This is a genomic window from Methylobacterium sp. R2-1 (assembly GCF_014191355.1).
Lineage (GTDB): Bacteria > Pseudomonadota > Alphaproteobacteria > Rhizobiales > Beijerinckiaceae > Methylobacterium.
Genome location: NZ_JACHWM010000006.1, coordinates 277,219 through 294,270 on the forward strand (window position 1 = coordinate 277,219; position 17,052 = coordinate 294,270).

Below are 17,052 nucleotides of genomic sequence, written 5' to 3' on the forward strand. Positions count from 1 at the left end.
ACCAAGCCATTACGCCGCCCCGAACCCTTGTGGCTTCGACGGCGACCGCTCCTTGTCGGGGAATGAAAAGCCAGTGCTTACCGGTGCCACAGAGGCCGTCTTGAGGAGAGGTGACCCCAGACGCGTTTGGCGGCGTTGGCGTGCGCGGTCCGCGACCGACTTGCCGACACCTCGCCCCACCGTCTCGGCGATGACGATGCGATCGGCGGCCTTCGCAGCCTGCTCGAAGTCGCTGCGTGCCCGCGCGAGCCACTCGAAGAATGCCCTGGCCCGTTCGGGGTGCTTCTCCCACTTGTCCGCGAAGTTCTCCAAAGGATCGGTCGGGTTCGCGATCCAGTGGCGTCCTTCCACCTCCAGGATATGTTCATCCATGCCGCGCAGGATGGAGACGAGCGCCTGACCGGTCGTTTCTTCCCCATTGTAAGCGTGAGCGGCGAGCGTCGTGATAATAACCGAGATCGGCCGCACGTCGGGGCGATGCTGGAAGGTCTCATCCCGATGTCGCTTCAGGATCATGACAGCGGCCTGGAGCGGCGTTCGAACCCGGTAATCCGGAATCTCCTCCACGCTCGCATGGATCCGCTCGGCGAGCTTACGCTTCCGGCGTTCGAGGATCACCGCCGTACGGCTCCTGAACCAATCGCCGTACCCCTTCGGATTCGAATGCGGCCAATGATCAGTCACGAGCGGGTAGGTCGGCACCTCCTTGTCGGTGATAGCAATTGCGGTTCCTGTCCAGCGAGCATCATACCCTCTCTGTTCGAGGAAGAGCCGGACCGACTGCGCGTTCGGTAATGCCGGAACGATATCCATATGGAACTGCGCACCATCCGCATAGTCCAGCACCCAGCACCGCCTCCCTTCTCGAACGGGCTTAACCATGCTCTGAGCGTCGTGATAGGACTTTATCTCCTTTCCTAGCATCTCCTTCAAGGTCTGTTGGCTTAAATCGCCCTTGGAGATCTTTCTCAGCTCGCAGACCGAGTCGATATCATACTCTTCCGCCTCCGTCAGTGGACGGATCGTCGTCCCAAGTCGGAACGAGCCTTGCACGTAGACCTGCGGGCCATACTCACGAACGGTCGAAGCATCCCGGTGCAGCCATTCGCCGAGCGACTTGTAGCTGCGCTCAGCCTGCTCATAACGGCTTTCAGGCACGCTCAGCTCTTCTGCGAGATCTTCGAGAAACTCCTCGCTTTCCTGGGTCAAGATCGCCAAGGGCACCTCCCCTATGCCACGCCGCCGTCAAGGTCGGCTTGAGGAATAAATCGTGAACGACATATAGTGCCGCTTCTGGAGGAGCGCCATGGCAAAAACCCGCATCAATCCCAAGACCCAGATCGAGCTATGGGCCCGGTCGGCGGGCCGATGCGAGTACCGTGGATGCAATCAAGACCTCGTCGGCGACCTGATCGCTGGACGGGAGGATGGCACCTTTGGCTTCATCGCTCACATTGTGGCCGACAGCCCCGATGGGCCACGCGGAGATGTGGTCCGGTCTCCCCAACTCGCCAAGGACATCAACAACCTGATGCTGCTCTGCGCGCGGCATCATAATGCCGTTGACGTTGATTACCTCGCCGACCACTCGGAGGATGTCCTACTCGCCATGAAGGCGGAGCATGAGGACAGGATCGCCATCGTCGCGGGCATTGATGAGGATCGGGCCTCTTATGTCATCCGCTTTGCGGCTAGCATCGGCACGAACAGCGCGCTCGTCGACACACGCTCGATTTTCATGGCGATGCCGCCCGACCGCCACCCGGCCGAGGGGAAGACCATCGACCTGGAGTTGTCTGGTTGCGACTATCAGGACCACGAGGAGTTGTACTGGACGTTCCAGCGAGACAACCTGCGCCGCCTCTTCGCTCGGAAGGTGAAGGAGCGCATCGAGCAGGGAGAAGTCCGTCACCTCAGCGTCTTCGCGCTCGCCCCCCAACCCTTGTTGATTGAACTTGGATACCTCCTCGGGGACATCGTGCCGACGACGGTGCACCAGCGCCATCGCGAGCCCCCGACCTGGCGCTGGCAGGCCAGCCAGTCGGCCATCACCTTCCGAAGCACAGACCCTGAAAAACAACTAGGTGGCGCGGTTGCGCTCAAACTTGCGCTCAGCGCGACGGTGAACGACGATCGCATTCAGGCCACGTTGGGGCCCGACGTGGCGATTTGGTCGCTAACGGCCGAGAACCCCCACAACGACATCTTGCGCCGTCCCGAGGATCAGTCCGTGTTCAAGGTGCAGCTTCGGAAGCTGTTAGATCGTATCAAGGCAGTGCATGGGGACGACGCGATCATCAACGTTTTCCCCGCCTTGCCGAACTCGGCTGCCGTGGAGGTTGGACGGGTCTGGATGCCCAAGGCTGATTTGCCGATGATCATCTACGACCAGAACCGCTCGGCCGGCGGCTTCATTAAGACGATTGAAATCCGTCCATAGCGAGGTGTGATAGTGCGATCGATGCGAGCGCGGAGACGCGCATCGACCGACGTGTCGGTCAGGCGGGTATGGTCGTGATCCGTAGCCGTGCCGTATCCGAACCGAGTTGCTTGCGAGTAAACTGCCCGGCTACCCGGATCCGTTCCCGCTTCCTCCGCTCGATCTGCGCCGGATGCTCGCGGGGCGGCAGTCCCCAGGGCACACCTCAGGTGCTTGGCGGCACAGAATCGTATGGCGCCGACGAGGCTCGACGGTTACCGGGCGGACTCGTGAAGCCGGTGAACGCCGCGAGGTTACGTAAGGACTCGCACCGTGGCTGCGGCCCCGGAAACACTTGTCGATAAACAATAGTTTCTGGCCCGTCTTGCCAAAGATACGCAGAGGTATGGTAAGGATTAATCCCAGAGAATACAATATTCGATTTTTCGATAAATAATAGCAATTCGCGATGCGCATGTTTTTTTTGTTTCATTGATCAAGTCCTTTTATGCCTTGCGTAGCCGTTGCATGCTTCGACCTTTCAGGCGTATGTGGCTGTGTGACCCTTGGCTTGCGCGCGGAAATTATCTTTTCGCAGATTGCCAGTATAATTCGATATAATTCACTCTTGATCTTTGGGGCATATTGATATCCAGCAATCATCGCGACCACCGCCATAGCGGTCAGCCAATAATCATTGATTGTAACGTGCGCGATGGAGTGACCTAGCTCGGTTGCTCTGTGTGCCAAGTGCGCGACGCACAGCACCAACAATGCTCCGGCGGCGAAAGGGAGCGGCCTCAGATGTGAACTTCGACGCCGGCGTCTCTCCCGAGATGCTCACCTCCTACCTCGGGCACTGTGTTATAATAATAACTTTTTCAAGAAGGCACGTCGAACACTGTCTGAGGCCAGTGTGTCGTCCTGCAAATAAATGCCGAGCGATGAGGGGCATGATGTTCTCCCATAAATACAGGAGATTTTATGCGCTAAAGCAGGGCATTCAACCAGATGCTTCGGGTCCTATTGAAATTACACGCTCGATCTGATATTTTTTCTTACAAAGGGATGCTCGTCGCAGAGTGACGAGTAAAATGGTGACTCGATGAACCGTCTCGAAGGCAACGACCTAATCCTGCGCTGCCGTGAAGTTGATGATACAGCGAAGCAAGCTGTTGATGCCGATCTGCTCGGACTCATGCAGAGGGTTGCAAAAGATATGCGAGCCTACGCATTCAAAGCACGCTTCAAAGAGCCCAAACCCATCGAGAAGAAAGTGCTTCGCAAGCGCGCCGAGGGCGCTCGGACGCGTTCGCTGTATCATTCAGAGTGTGCTCGTCTGAGAGCGGCCGGGGCCGATGCAGCGGCGGTCGCCGCTGATGAGCAGGTGAGCAAGCTTCTTAGGCAAGCAGATCAATCCGAGTCCTACGAACCCGATCACGTCACAGACGGTTGGGGATGCCGATTCGTATCATTGTATCAGAGCGAGATCCCTCCCATTGTCGAAGCTTTGCTGCAGGGCCTTGAGAAACTGAATAAATCGACAACTAGCACGATCCGAATGAAAGAGTGTGTGATCTACACGAATCGTCCTTCTGGAGATCCACTTTCGATCGTCGGCGAAACTATGCGAATCGCAAGGCGATCCGATCTCGCGAGGTCCGTCATTGCAGAAGGCAGCATCGTACGGGACCCGGAGAACCGGAAGAGCGCATACTCGTCCGTGCATTTTGTGTTCGAGCGCGATGTCTTGATGGAGCATGCAGGGAAGGACGAGGTCGAAGAAGTCGCATACTTCGAGGTTCAGGTACGAGATATATTCGAAGAAGGTTGGGGGGAGGTCCAGCATCACCTTCTTTATAGTCAAAAAGATGATTTGTCACATGAGGAAGGCGGTGAGGATACAGAGCGCCAGACCTGGCAGCTGCATCTGAATGCTCTCAAAACTTTTGTCGATGGCTGCAGCCAGCACGCGAGCATTATCAAAAGAAATCTTGAAATGCTCGACAAACGTCGCATCGCTTCCATAGAGAGCGAGTCGTTGGCCAAACGAAACGAAGATCGAAAGGCGATTATTAAATTACTGAAAGACAACGGCAGAAGGCGTGAGCTGCAAAAGTCGGTTTCGTTGGCATATACCCTACTAGCGAATGCAGAATCTGCCCCGGAATCAGAGGAGGCGGCTTGGAATTACAGCAAAGCGCTCGGTGAGTTCCAATCGCTAAAGCAATCAATTGGCGATCTTTTAGAGGCGCATATCGGTGACGGCGATCTTATCCTTCGCCATCTGCTTGAAACAGAGGCGGCCCACTGTGCCGCTCAACTGGCGGAGACGCAGTTTCGTCACAAGTCGAATCTTACAGACGAGGACAGGGCCCAGCAGAAGACGCTTAGCGAAAACGCCAGGGATCTCTACGAACAGATTGTCGGCACCTACAAGGATGACGCGGCAGCGCGTCTGGGCCTTGCGAAGGCCCTAATACGTGTGGACGGGGCCTCTGCCCTCACCCGTGCCGAGCAACTGATCTGCGATTGCCTCAACTTAATGCACGACGACGACATCGAGCGTCATCGGCTTCTACCGATATCGGCGAGGCTCCAAAAGGGTGTCGTCCTATGGCAGAAGTCGAAGATCGTCGGCCTTGACCCTCGCGAAGCGAGGCAACTCATTGAGCGCGCTGTTGATGTCACACAGGAAGCATTCCGGGTTTGGTCGGGCCACAGCGAGGACAAGAAGAGGACGGACTATGTCAGACTAAGTGGCCACAAAGCCGCCTCAAACGTCCTCTACTATCTAGCTCAATTGGCTAAACGTGGTTGGACTAGTGAAGGATATGATGAGGTCGTTCTGAGAAAATACATAGACATTCTTGAGAGCTTCAGCGTAGCTCCTTATAACGAGTACTACAAGACCCGCGACAACCTCATGCAAGCAAGATCGGCGCTGGGACAAAAGGAGGTCGCCGAGGAGCTTGCCCGGGAGACTTTCAATGAGTTGCGCGCTGAGGCTGAACGTCGCGTCGGCTTCCCACTCGACATTGAGGGTGTGAGCACGCACTTACGCGGAGCTGAGGGTGAATGTTATCGATCAGCTGTGGACGTCCTTCTGACGCGCTGAAACCGGTGGACGAGATGCGGCGTTGTCGCATATGAGAGGTTACTAAGTGTTTACAGATTTTTCGGTATCGTCGTCCAAAATCGAAAGGAGTACGCAAATGACGCGTCGCTGCGCACTGTTTGGTCTGCGTTGTTCTGCTGACCCCTTCGATGGCTATGGCGGTCGATAGTATTTCCCTGGATCGATTGATTCATGCCCCAGGATGATGCCCTGGGGCATTTGTTTTTTTGTATATGCACATCGGCGTCTGCAAATGAGTCTAATTGTGGTCGATTGCGGGATCGCACCAGAGCCACATGACGGGAAATGAGTTGCGTAAGTCCGCAGCAATCATAATTTGGTTTCGCATCCACTCTTCAGGCGCCATCCAATAGTTTTGTGCCTAAATGATGCGCTGCTTTGCGTCTATATCTATTGGTCTTTGCGCCCCGAAACGGAGGCAGCTTCAGAATAGCTGGGCAACCTGTGCCAGTGCTTTGAAACGGCGTCGTGCCTAGGCGCCTATGCATCTGTGCTCAACGTTGCAGATAGCAAACAGATGCTGCATCTGCAGCGCCTCCCACGCGCGAGTGAAGCAGGTCGAGGCTGAGGTCGCTGATGGTCCCGCAAACAGCACATCGTTCGTGGTAATTGAAAGGCATTTAGGGCAGCATCCATAAGGCTGCGTCATAGCCAGCAGCGGAGAGGTTGGCTTGACACTCAGCCGGCGCGAAGCGGTCCAGGCTGCATCGGATGGCGTCAAAGAGGTGGCACCCTCATGGGTCTGCGGGTCGGGGCCATACCTTCTCGAGCGTTTTCCGACGAAGTAGATGCCAGTTCGGCGAAAGAAAGCGCGAACAACAAGGACTGGAGCCGTATCCGACTTAGTGCAATCAGGTCGGATACGGCTCTAGTCAGGCGCGAAACGACATGGGTACTTAGCAAGCTCGTATCCGATACTCCAATGCCAGCGGCCCCTCGGCGTCCGAGATTTCCCGTAAGTTGGACAGGAAGAGTTCCCAATCCGCCGGGGGAAGCTCCCCGGGTTTCCCGGACTTCGCCTCCGCCTGTGCGACCAGGTCGTCTCGGCTCCGGTCGGCACGGATCACGCGCCCACCGGATCGCTCCTCCAGCCGCTTCAGCAAGGAGGGAAACGGCATGTTCCAATTCTTGGTCCCGTTCGCGAATTCCTGTTGAACAGGCATCATCGCGACGAGGTCGGGATGGGTCATTGATTCCAGGCCGCGCTCGCGAAGGGTAGCGTTGTGGCTGCCGTGATGCCCCACCTTGTACAGGACGGTTTTGGCGAGGAGACCGGCGGCATCGACAGCCCCCTCGTCGCCGCGCGCCTTGCCTGGCGGCCAGACGTGCTCGCCCCACGAAAGCCAGTTCCCAACCTGGGCGTCGCCTGGAAAGAGCAAGACCCGGCTGTCCGGTCCGTGCCCGAGTTCGAACGCGAGGGCGAGGCTGGTGTTGTTCGTGTCCGAATCGAGCTTCAGTGCGAGTTGCTCCGCCGCACCGAGCCAATCCACATCGACCCGACGCCACTCGTCATCCGGATTGCAGTACCTGGCTTGGAACGCTTGCACCGCATCCGGGTCGTCCCGCGCCCCGATCTCCGCTGCCTTGGGGTCCGTGGCCACGAGGTACCTGTAGCCGAAGGGCAGGCTCATCCGAAGCCGGGCCAGTTCGTCGGTGTTCCACGTTCCTTCGCCCGTGGAGGCGAGGGCGGCGACGAGGAAGACGTCGTCATCCAGGTTCTGCGCCTTCAGCTCGTACACCTCCCTCCCCTTCTTGGTCGGATCGCTCCGTCGAAGGAGAGCGTCGTCCTCCGGTGGGCCGAGGACATACGCGGTGACGTCCGGATGGCCTGCGATGGCGACGGTATTTCCACCCGGCCGGAGGAACCGGACGCGGCCTGCCTTCTCTTGCAGATACCGTAGAATGTCCGCGGTCGTGGCGCCGGGAGCCGCGGACAGGTCCTCCGGTTCGATCCCGGAGAACGCCATGAGGCCCCGGAGCCCGGCGAGGGCATCCGGCTGTTCCTCGTCGTCCTCCACGTCGGCGCGCGATACGCTCGCCACGAGCCCCGTCAGAGCCGTGAAGCTTCTCTCGATCAGGGCCATCGCCCGCTTTCGACCTTCCCGCAGCCGGTTTGCCCGCTCGTCGCGTGGGTCCTCCGTCCAAGCCAGCCAGAGTTCGACCACCTCGATCGTGTCGAAGATTTCGCGCGCTTGGGCGAAGCCCGACAGATGATCGACGTGCTCGTGGGTGGCGACCAACACGTCCAGGCGGGAGGTGACGGAACGGATGTTCGCCATGATGCGGTTGGCGCGTTCGCGAGCTCCCGGCATGCCCTGCAGGATCCCGCAATCGACGAGCACGTGAATGGTCCCGCCTTCGGAGGGAAACCTCAGGAGGAAGCAATCGCCGAGGATGTCTCGGTACATCCTGACGGTCACCCAACCCTTGGCGAACGCGGCGTCCGCCGCGGACTCGTTCGGCGCCTGCGCCGGGGTCGTGCGTGCCGTCGGCTTCCTCGCTGCTCGCGCTCTGGGTGCGGCCGATGCCTTGGAGGCCGGGGAGCTGGGGCGTTTCGTCCGTGTTCCCGTCACCATCGCGGTCTCTCAGAGCATGCGGTGCAGGAAGGCGAAAGGCTCGGTGCGGCGGGCGACGCCGAAGTACGTGGCCCCGAGCGCTTCGCCCTTGGCGCCGAATCGAAACCTTCGTTGTTCGGACAAGCGCTCGTTGCTGGCGATGTCCTTCGAGATGCAGTAGCGGACCTCGCGGGTTCGCAGGTCCACGACCAACGTCGCGCCGCCTCGGAAGGTGAAATCGGCCCTCACGCCCTGGATCTTGCCCTTCTCCTCAATGCGCTTCTGATCCTCGGGGTCGCGGTATCCGCGTCGTTCCTGCGTGATCTCGATGATGACCTGCTGCTCCTGCTCGCCTTCGGGGCCCGTTCGGTTCGCGACGCGGACGGACTGCACCTCGAAGGCCGGGAGTTGACGCTCCCGGGAGCGTCGCACCGTCTTCGGGGCATCCTTCCCGAGCCACAGGCCCATGGCCCTGATCGAGTCGTGCGACAGCTCCGCGTGGTCCCAGAGCCATTCCTTGAGCCCTTTGCACCGCTGCTCGATGGCGTCGAAGATGGCTCGCCGGTCCGCGACGTACGAGAACGCCTCCTCCGCGAGCCAGCCGATCTCGATCGTCTCGTCCGGCCTGCTCCACACGAGGCCGTCCACCGAGAGCGAACGGCAGTCTTTCGGATAGATGCCGCGGCGACGGAACGCCTCGACCAGCGCGATGCGGTAACCCCGCACGTCGTCCGCGACGAGATCGGTGTCGGCGGTGACGAGCGCCCGCAGATAGTCTCCGAAATTCATGTCGACCGGCGGCAGGTAGTCGAGCGCCCGTATGCACATGCGGAGAACGTGGCCGGCGGTCTTGGTCGCCTCGTTCGTCAAGCGCGAGAGGAGGTCCGGATGCAGGTCGCTCTCCGGAAAACGCTCGCCGCTGCCGGTCGCGAGGCGGAGGAGATCGGCGACGCGGGACCGATAGATCGAGACGAACGCGTCGAAAACGGCGGCGACCAGGATGGCGCCGCGTTCGTGCGGCTCGGTGGTCCGGTCCAGCGCAGTCGGATCCGGCAGGCCGGTCTCCGGATCCACCTCGTCGATGGCGTCGCGCAAGGCACCGTAGTGTCCGATCGCCTCGCCGAACTGAGTGGCGAGGCCGCTCAGCAGGGAGTTGCGACCCAGGTCGCCCCTGAGCTGCCCGATCTGCTGCCGGACGGCCTCGGGGAGCGTGAAGTGCTGAAAGAGCGCGACGATGTCGGCGAACGCCTCGTGGAAGGCGAGCGCATCGACGTTGCTGGGCTCGATGAAGCGGCGGTGCATCCCGTCGAGGATGGCATGCGCCGTCTCATGGGCGACGACGTCGTGCGACAGGCAGGTGAAGATGGTGCCGCCAGGCAAGTTACGGCCGGGATTCGATCGGGAGGCGCGGAAGTACCCGAACAGGAGGGCGACCTTGACCGGGCTGTAGTAAGCGTTCGGCTCGCGCAGCGCATGGGGGTAGATCCGGAGGCGCTGGACGTAGCGATCCACGGAGTTCTGCGTGGTCCAGTCCCAGGGTTTCGGTGCCCAGAGGATCTTCCGTCCCAGGGCCCTCTCGAAATTGCGGATCGTCACCATCGCGACGGCGAAGACCATCTGCTGGTGGAACTTCGGGTTGCCGTCCGACGGAGGGAGCCCGTCCTGCACCAGCAGGGTCCGGTCGTCCAGATCGACGGGCTCGTAGAAGCCGCCGCTCGAAGGATCCACGTCGACGACCTCGATGTACTCGCCGACGGGGCCCGGCTCCAGCTCCTCCCAACGCAGGGTCACGGTGGCGGTGTTCACGACCGCGGTCTGCAACTGCAGGGACGCCGACGGGTCGAAGGCGTAAATCCTGAGCCGTCGGAACGGGGGCAGCCGCGCGTCGCGGGGTCCGCCGCCACTCGCCGGGGCTCGGGACGGCCGGCTCATTCAGTATCCTCCGGGACGCGGGAATCCGGGCGGGTCCGGGATGTTGATCCCGTGCGTCGCTCTCAGATCCGCCGCATACTTGGTGCGCAGCGCAGCGTCGGCGATGGCGTAGCCCCAGTTGATCAGCCTGTCCTGCAGAGCCTCGGGCATGGCCTTGAGCCGGGTCGGCGTCGCCGCGAGCGGTTCGGGATCCCGCTTCGCGCAGCCCAGCGGATCCCGCTGAGCCCCGTAGTCCTCGAACCTCGTTCGGATGCCCCAGTACGCCCCCGTCCGCCGGCCGCTCGCGAACGCCTCGACGAGTCCGCGCTTGCGGAGGTTTCGGACTTGGTCGTCCACGATACCGAGGATGCGCAATGCATGGCGCCCCCAGTCGTGCGGCGGGTCCGTTTCGGCGGCGATCTTCTGCCCCCCGTCGCTCACCAAGAGGGTCCGGTATCTGAAAGCGGTTTCGAGTCCGAGGTTGTCGTAGACCCCGCCGTCGCTCAGGACCACGGTCTCGCGGAAGGCGGGATCGATCAGATCCCCCGTCATCCCGGGATCGAATTCTCCCTCGATCGGAAGCTCGATCGGAGAGAGCATCGGCGGGAAGGCGGAAGAAGCCGCGACCGCGACGGCGAGTTCGACCTTCGGCTCCCTGACGAGCCCCACACGGTAGTCACCCATGTAGGGTTTGGAGAAGCGCCAGAGGGCGGCCGTCTGAACGCTGGTCGCGTTGATGACGAAACGCGGCCCGCTCGCGTCGTCGGGAAGGTCGGCGAGCGTCGCGCCCCGGAAGAGGACGTCGTCGTAAGCGCGCGCGACACGGTCGCCGACGGAGCCGGGCAGGAGCACACCTCCGGCGATCGCGCCGGCGTCCACCGTGGTCGCCGCCATCTCGCGGACCATGTCGACGACGAGATCCAGCCGGGTCGCCCGCCCGTCGTCATCGAATGCGAGGTCCTTCCATCGAAGGCCCAGGCAGGCGGCCGTGATCGATCCGCCCGATACGCTGGATACCCGCGACAACAGCTTGAGCAGGCCGAGCTCGTTCAGGCGGATCAAGGCCCCAAGGTGGAAGACCATCGCCCTGTAGCCACCGCCGGACAAGCACAGCGCGATCCCCTCGTCGGGTGCCGGGGAAGCCTCGTCCTGCGGAGAGATCGCCATCGGTTGCTCCCCCGTCCGCCGTATCCGCGCCCCTATCCGTCGGCCCGGCTCGTGCGCACGACCACATCTCGGCGCTCTCGCGGCCGGACTCGCCGCGACTGTCCATCAAAGCGAGGCAGGCTGCAATCCCGATCTTGCCGGACGAACCGCACCGCTTCGATCCGAGCCTTGTCGCTCCGTCGCGCATCTGGAGAGGATCGAGCCTCGATGCGAGTTCCGGTCGGGGGCCGTCACGTGCCGAGTGGAAACCGTCCTCACCCAAGGACCTCAATCCACCCGCGACATCCTCATGATTAGACGGCCCAGCAGCATGCCGGTGTCTTCCCGGTCTTCCCCCGACAGGGCTTCGCCGAGCGCACGCTCCCCGGCCTCCAGCCTTCTGACGAGGAGGCTGCCGGTCGGCGATTTCAGGACGAACGTTCCTGCTTGCGCGAGGGACGAGGCTGTCGTGTTCACCACATATCTCTCATCCGAACCGCCCGAACTCGACGGCGTGCCGGATGCGACGACCACCAGGTGCTGGGCGTCCGCGTCGAGCGCGTTCGCCAGGAAATCCATCGGAACGCCCCAGGTTCGAGCGGGTCGGCGTTTCGCTTCATCGAGGCTCTTCCCGACGCTCTCGGAGGCTTCTGCCACAGCGAGAGATGCAGGCTGCACCTCCGGGATCATGACAGTCGCCGGAGGGGGCCTTTTCGAAACCGGCACCCCCTTCCGGCTGGTTGCCTCGAGATTCTCGAGCGCTCGTGCGATCGCAGCGCGATTTGCTGTCACGGGCGAGACACCCACATGTCGAAGGGCACCTGCGTGAGCCTTCGCGTCGTCGGTGTCCTTGAGCTGAACCCCTTCCAGGTAGCTGTCGACCCCGGCTCCGAGGCCGGACGGCATTGTTCCGGTGACCAGCCATTCCGGTCGGACGCCGAAGGCCAGGCCGTACACGGACGCCCACTCGGCCGAGAAGTCGGTCGCGCCGAGTTCATGGTTGGAGAGGGTCGAGCGCTTCAGCCCAAAGTGTTCGGCGGCGCTGCCCACGGATCGGAACCCACGAACGAGGCGACAGAACCGAAGCCGGCTGGCTGATGCCCGTGACTGCCTGCTGCGCTCCTCGGAGGCCTTCTGGATGGTTTCGGTCAGCCTCCGGTCTTCGGCCCCTTCCCCGGTCACGATCCAACGCGCTGGCACGTTGAATGCCGCTGCGAAGCGTTCCACGTCCGAGGTCGTGAAAGCCCGGTTTCCGCTTTCCTGATGCTGATACAGCGATACGCCCCACCCATGCTGGGTCGCCGCCGCACCTGCCGACGCGAACCCCGCGGCGATTCTGGCCGTCTTGAGCCGAGTGGCTACCTCGCCGCCCTGATACCTACCGGTGTCCACCGCCGCGTCGTCCTCGGCATTTTCGGTGCAAGACGTAGCACCTGGACGTGAGGCATTGGGAGCCGCAATCGCGCGTTCGGCTTGCTTATCCCCGGCAGCAGGGCGCGCATCTCCCTGAAGGCCGCGAGGCTGGCGGCGGGCAGCCGAGGCACTCCGCTTGCTCGGGACTTTCTCGGGACTTTTCCTTCCGAACTGATCCGATTGCCGCCCTTCGACGCCATTTTGGACAGGCCGAAGATCGGCACACGAGGTTTTGGGTCGAGGCAGTAAATCTTGTTTATTCAATGATTTAGCCGGTTTGCGCGCAGCGGACTGCGTGTTCCCACTAGGGAGATCTTTGTTCTCCATGGGTACCAGCGCATGGGGCGACTTCCCTCTGAAAATGTCCGTCCGGCGGCGAGGCTCGGGACTTTTCTCGGGACTTTTGAAACCGGCGACACCGCGCCCGTCATGTGACCGGTGCGGCCAAGCGCAAATGTCGCAGCGCGCTGCAGCGGTTGAGTCAGTTAACTAACTTAAAAAATATTTTAGTCAGGCAACTAAAAACGTTCGCTCCGGCAGGGCAGCTTCGCTCTTCCCTGGGAGAGATGCCGAGGGCGAACTCGTGCGGCTGCCGATCCTGCCATGGCTGTGGAGGCAATCGACTTCCACATCCGCCGTCCCAAATCCTGAAACACGGGACCCGGGGTGGAGCCGCGCGGTGGCCTACTGGCGCTTCACGCAATCCCTCGGACGGCGTCGGCCGTACCGTCCGCGACATTCACGAGCCGGCGAACGATGACGGCCAACGCCGCCGCGGCCGTGGCGGGTGGAGCGTCTAGATCGAAACAGGCAGGCAGCACACGGATCGGGCCGGCTCGGAGCGGCCCGGTGACGACGGACGTCGGGTAGACGAGGATCGCCAGGTCGGTACCCATCGCCGCGGCATATGCGACGACCTGGCGAACGTCGACGTCGAGCACCGCCTCCGTGTACTTCGTGTCCATGATCGCAAGTGAACGTCCGGCGCGGTCGGCCACCACCAAGTTGGGCTCGAAGGCCATGCCCTGCCCCAGGGATATCCGAGGCTTCGGCGTGAGTCGAAGGTCGGGCGCCAGGGCTTCGGCCGTCGTGACCGCCACCGCCCGCTCGAACAGCGTGGGCAGGTCGGCACCGAACGCGAGGAACTCGCTGGAGCCCACCCCGGCCGCCGGGCCGATTTCCTTCGAGGATCAGAGCGCACAGGGCGTGGAGCTCCGCATAGTCGGCGTCGGCGCGACCGTAGCTCCTGCCCCGGCATTCGGCGGCCTCGAACGACCGAACGGTCACGGACGCCGCGAGCGCTCGCTCCAGCCGTACCGCCTCCGGCCTCAGGGTCGTATCGGCATGCGGGATCCTCGCGACTCGACGCAGGGTCTAGGCGAGGATGCGGTCGTCGTCGATATCGAACGTCAGTGGCCGCTCGTCCCAGACCAGGCTAGGGCGGCCGCAGGCGAACCGCAGGAGCGTGTCACGGGACCTCAGGCGGCCCTTCGGCACCGAGCCGGATCGAGTCTCGGCGACGTATCCCTTCCGTAGTCCCCGGGCCATTCTCGCGTTCACGCGCTCGCATAGGATGCGCAGCGCCACCATCAAGGCCTGCTCCACGCCGGCCGTCGGCGCCAGCCGCGAGAACAGCTCCAAGTCCCGACCGCCCCCGGCGGCGAGGTGGAGTTCGAACACTTGCGGCGCGGGGATCTTCGGCGCGATCCGCAGGACCAGGCGGTCGCCGACTGGGAACGTCCCGACCCAGCCCATGGCCCTCAGCATCCAGCGGTAACCGTTCGACGGCGTCGGCCAGCCGACCAGGATGCGGGCCTTGGGATGATCCGCGATGGCGAGGACCTCCGCGACCGCGAGGTCGTCCCGGTCGAACCAGACGTCGCGTTGTTCCCGAAGGTAGAGGATCCGTAAGTGCCTCAAGGAGCGCTCGCGGAGGCGGCCGGGTACCAAGCTGTCAGGCGTGGCCGCACGGCTTCCCACGACCAGCGGGCGGAGTCCGGACGAGCGTGCATGATCTCGCGGACGTAGGGCAGGATCTCGCCGTCCCAGATCGAGGGCATCAGGGTCGGGAGATCGGCCCTGCCGCCCATGAAGAAGGATATGCCGATCTCGAAGTCGGGATCCGCGATCTCGGCGTTGAGGTCGGCCACGACGCCGAGCAGCGGCGCGGGATCGAGCCCGTCCCTTCGCAACCGGTCGCCCAACACGCCGTAATCCGGTCCGAGGCGCACGAAGGAGAACCGCCGCCGCAACGCGTGGTCCAGCAGCGCGAGCGACCTGTCGGCCGTGTTCATCGTGGCGACGACGTGAACGTTCCCCGGGACCGCGAACCGGCCGTCCTCGGAACCGTTGGCGAGACGGATCGACTTGTTCCGGTATTCCAGGTGGGACGCGGGAGCGGCAATCGATCCGCTTCGTTCGATCTCTGATTCTGGGAGATGGCGGTCCGAAGGGAACCAGCCGATGCTCGGCCGTCGGAGATGGGACTCGATCAATCCGCTCCTTCGAAGCCCGGCAGAAAACCTCTCCTCAGCTGCTCCAGGGTCGGCGGCCAACACGCGTTCCACGCACCGAACGCGCACTGGCGGCCGCCGTAGGCGCGGCGGCATAGGACGGCAGTCTCGGTTCCGGTAAGTCTGCCTCGCTCCAGGAGTGCCTCGGCGATGGCTCCGATTGCCGCCTCGCCTGGCCGCGACCGGATGAGGGCGGTCGCCCGCCGGGCCGCAAGAACGCTCGCGGCCCGGCGCTCGACCCCGCGCAGGTTCCAGGCGTCGAGGAGCATGGAGGCGTGCCCCATGTCCGCATCGCCGCCGGCCAACGTGCAGGTCGCTACGGCCACTTTCCGAAAGCGTGCCTCCGCGAGGATGCCAGCGACACACTCGATGAGAGCGATGTCGCGCGCGATGCCTCGCAGGCGGTCGCACCACTCCTGGGCGCGGGCGTCCCCGGCGACCCGCATCGGGCCGTATGGCCAACCACAGATGTCGTAGGCATCGACATGGCCCTCGCAGAGCAACTGTCGGCCGGCCCCATCCTCGATCCGCACGCCGGCGAGCAACTCGTCCACCGACAGAACTGTGACGGAGTCCAACCTGTGGCCGAAGGCCCAACGTGCCAGAGCGTGTCCTGCCTCATGGTGACACGCGAGGCGGCGGCGACCGCGGGTCCGGATCGACTTGCAGTCACGTCGCCGCCGCGGCGAGGGAGCCGCCCCGAGCTTCGGTTCGAAGAGTTCGTCGGGCGGCATGGGGCCGGGCATCGCGGGCACTCAAGCGGCTCCCATCGCGATCAGGAACAGAAGTGCCTCCAGGGACGAGCGCGACTCGCGGCACTCGCCCGACCGGTCCACGGAGAGCCAGGTGCCCGCATCCACGAACATCGTATGGATGCGCTTCCCGGGTCCGACGGACTCGGTGACGTCGCCCCGGCCCCGCCCGACCCGCACGACGAGTCTGCTCTCGGGCTCGCCCGTCGGTGGCCAGAGCAGTTGCCAGGCACCGCAGCACATTCCCTGGTCTGCGATCTCGCGGGCGAAGCGACTGTCGCGGGGCAAGACGTCCGCGAGGTCGGGTACGGGGACGGCCAGGCGGACGGGCAGTTCCTCCTGGCCGTCGAAGCTCCCGATCACCACGCGGGGTCCTCCGGACCCATGGAGCTGTCCGTGGGGCCAGATCTCGTCGATCACGGCCCAGCCCCTGGCGGTGGGCCGGATCTCGTCCTCGGTCCCCCCGGGATGCAGGAGCCCCACCGCCTGCAGTTCCTCGATTGCCGCCACTTCCGCCTCCTCTCCGACGCCCAGGGTGCGCAGCACCGTGGGATCGGAGTGGATCGTCGCTGCGGCGCTCGCGTAAGCCATCTGCAGGATCAGGATCGCGCCTTTGGAGAGGTCGCCGTACTCTGCGTTCATCGTTTCGAGCCTAGCTTTCATGTTGTGCGGCTTGTATTTTGAAATATGATTGCAGCTGGATTTCACGAAAATTTCAGTATCTGTCGCGAATTCTATGTTTAGAGACGGATACGCGCGCCCTGAATGTTTGGAAAATTCATCGTATCATGCTGCGGGTGCCAGGGAAGGCTGTTGTTGCGATGCGAGGAGGCGCGCTCGAGCGCCACGGCGCGGAGGGGCGAGGCCTGGCAAGCCGGCCCGAGAACGCCTGCCGTAGCCCTCTGCCCGGTGCCCTCGTGGCGAAACGCGATTTTTTCCGGGTCTTCGGCAGTGGGCCCTGGAAGGCGGTGTCTGGGGCTTCCTCGTCGCTGTTCACGAATGCGTGATCGTCGTCCGGCGCTTCGGATTGCAGCCTCTGCATGCCCGAGTACGTAGGACGGGTGCGCACGTGCATCTCGGCGGGAGAGTATCGCACTGGGTTCGGGCGCGCAGGAGAGCCACTGCTCTCCGGCCCCGTCGCTCCCGGCGTCGGCGTTATCTCTACGATTCCGAAGTTCCAGCTTCCGCAGACGCGAATTGCTGA

The 17,052-nt window shown here is 62.8% G+C and carries 12 protein-coding genes and 1 pseudogene; 2 read left to right on the forward strand and 11 right to left on the reverse strand.

Annotated elements, in window-relative coordinates:
* Positions 1-9: 9 nt before the first annotated feature.
* Complete coding sequence (locus FHU13_RS11235; protein ID WP_210287578.1) at positions 10-1,218, reverse strand: nucleotidyltransferase; 1,209 nt, start codon at positions 1,216-1,218, stop codon at positions 10-12.
* A gap of 88 nt (positions 1,219-1,306) precedes the next feature.
* Here FHU13_RS11235 and FHU13_RS11240 point away from each other — a divergent pair, with 88 nt between their 5' ends.
* Together FHU13_RS11240 and FHU13_RS11245 are read left to right on the forward strand one after the other, a co-directional pair.
* Positions 1,307-2,440, forward strand: a complete 1,134-nt coding sequence (locus FHU13_RS11240; RefSeq protein WP_183435926.1) for an SAVED domain-containing protein — start codon at positions 1,307-1,309, stop codon at positions 2,438-2,440.
* A gap of 1,084 nt (positions 2,441-3,524) precedes the next feature.
* The gene (locus tag FHU13_RS11245) at positions 3,525-5,537 is read left to right on the forward strand and encodes a hypothetical protein (protein ID WP_183435927.1); all 2,013 of its coding nucleotides are present in this window, start codon (positions 3,525-3,527) and stop codon (positions 5,535-5,537) included.
* A gap of 917 nt (positions 5,538-6,454) precedes the next feature.
* Here FHU13_RS11245 and FHU13_RS11250 read toward each other — a convergent pair.
* The 10 genes and pseudogenes from FHU13_RS11250 to FHU13_RS11290 form a co-directional block, all read right to left on the reverse strand.
* Positions 6,455-7,642, reverse strand: coding sequence for a hypothetical protein (locus FHU13_RS11250; RefSeq protein ID WP_246714610.1), 1,188 nt, complete (start codon positions 7,640-7,642; stop codon positions 6,455-6,457).
* 87 nt (positions 7,643-7,729) lie between these two features.
* Positions 7,730-8,134: pseudogene (locus tag FHU13_RS28575) on the reverse strand (MBL fold metallo-hydrolase); the annotation flags it as partial.
* A 9-nt stretch (positions 8,135-8,143) separates the two neighbouring features.
* Positions 8,144-10,045 carry a hypothetical protein gene (locus FHU13_RS11255; protein WP_183435929.1) on the reverse strand — a complete coding sequence of 634 codons (1,902 nt, stop codon included), beginning with the start codon at positions 10,043-10,045 and terminating at the stop codon, positions 8,144-8,146.
* Positions 10,046-11,191, reverse strand: coding sequence for a patatin-like phospholipase family protein (locus FHU13_RS11260; RefSeq protein WP_183435930.1), 1,146 nt, complete (start codon positions 11,189-11,191; stop codon positions 10,046-10,048). It lies immediately after the preceding gene.
* 267 nt (positions 11,192-11,458) lie between these two features.
* A complete protein-coding gene (locus tag FHU13_RS11265; RefSeq protein WP_183435931.1) occupies positions 11,459-12,562 on the reverse strand; it encodes a helix-turn-helix transcriptional regulator in 1,104 nt (367 codons plus the stop codon).
* 716 nt (positions 12,563-13,278) lie between these two features.
* On the reverse strand, positions 13,279-13,743 hold the full coding sequence (locus tag FHU13_RS11270; RefSeq protein ID WP_183435932.1) for a hypothetical protein: 465 nt from the start codon (positions 13,741-13,743) through the stop codon (positions 13,279-13,281).
* 214 nt (positions 13,744-13,957) lie between these two features.
* Positions 13,958-14,503, reverse strand: a complete 546-nt coding sequence (locus FHU13_RS11275) for a hypothetical protein (RefSeq protein WP_183435933.1) — start codon at positions 14,501-14,503, stop codon at positions 13,958-13,960.
* Positions 14,500-14,877 carry a hypothetical protein gene (locus tag FHU13_RS11280; RefSeq protein ID WP_183435934.1) on the reverse strand — a complete coding sequence of 126 codons (378 nt, stop codon included), beginning with the start codon at positions 14,875-14,877 and terminating at the stop codon, positions 14,500-14,502. Before FHU13_RS11280 ends, FHU13_RS11275 begins: the two co-directional genes overlap by 4 nt.
* 197 nt (positions 14,878-15,074) lie before the next feature.
* Positions 15,075-15,674, reverse strand: coding sequence for a hypothetical protein (locus FHU13_RS11285; RefSeq protein WP_183435935.1), 600 nt, complete (start codon positions 15,672-15,674; stop codon positions 15,075-15,077).
* Between the two features lie 177 nt (positions 15,675-15,851).
* On the reverse strand, positions 15,852-16,490 hold the full coding sequence (locus FHU13_RS11290; RefSeq protein WP_183435936.1) for a hypothetical protein: 639 nt from the start codon (positions 16,488-16,490) through the stop codon (positions 15,852-15,854).
* Positions 16,491-17,052: the final 562 nt, after the last annotated feature.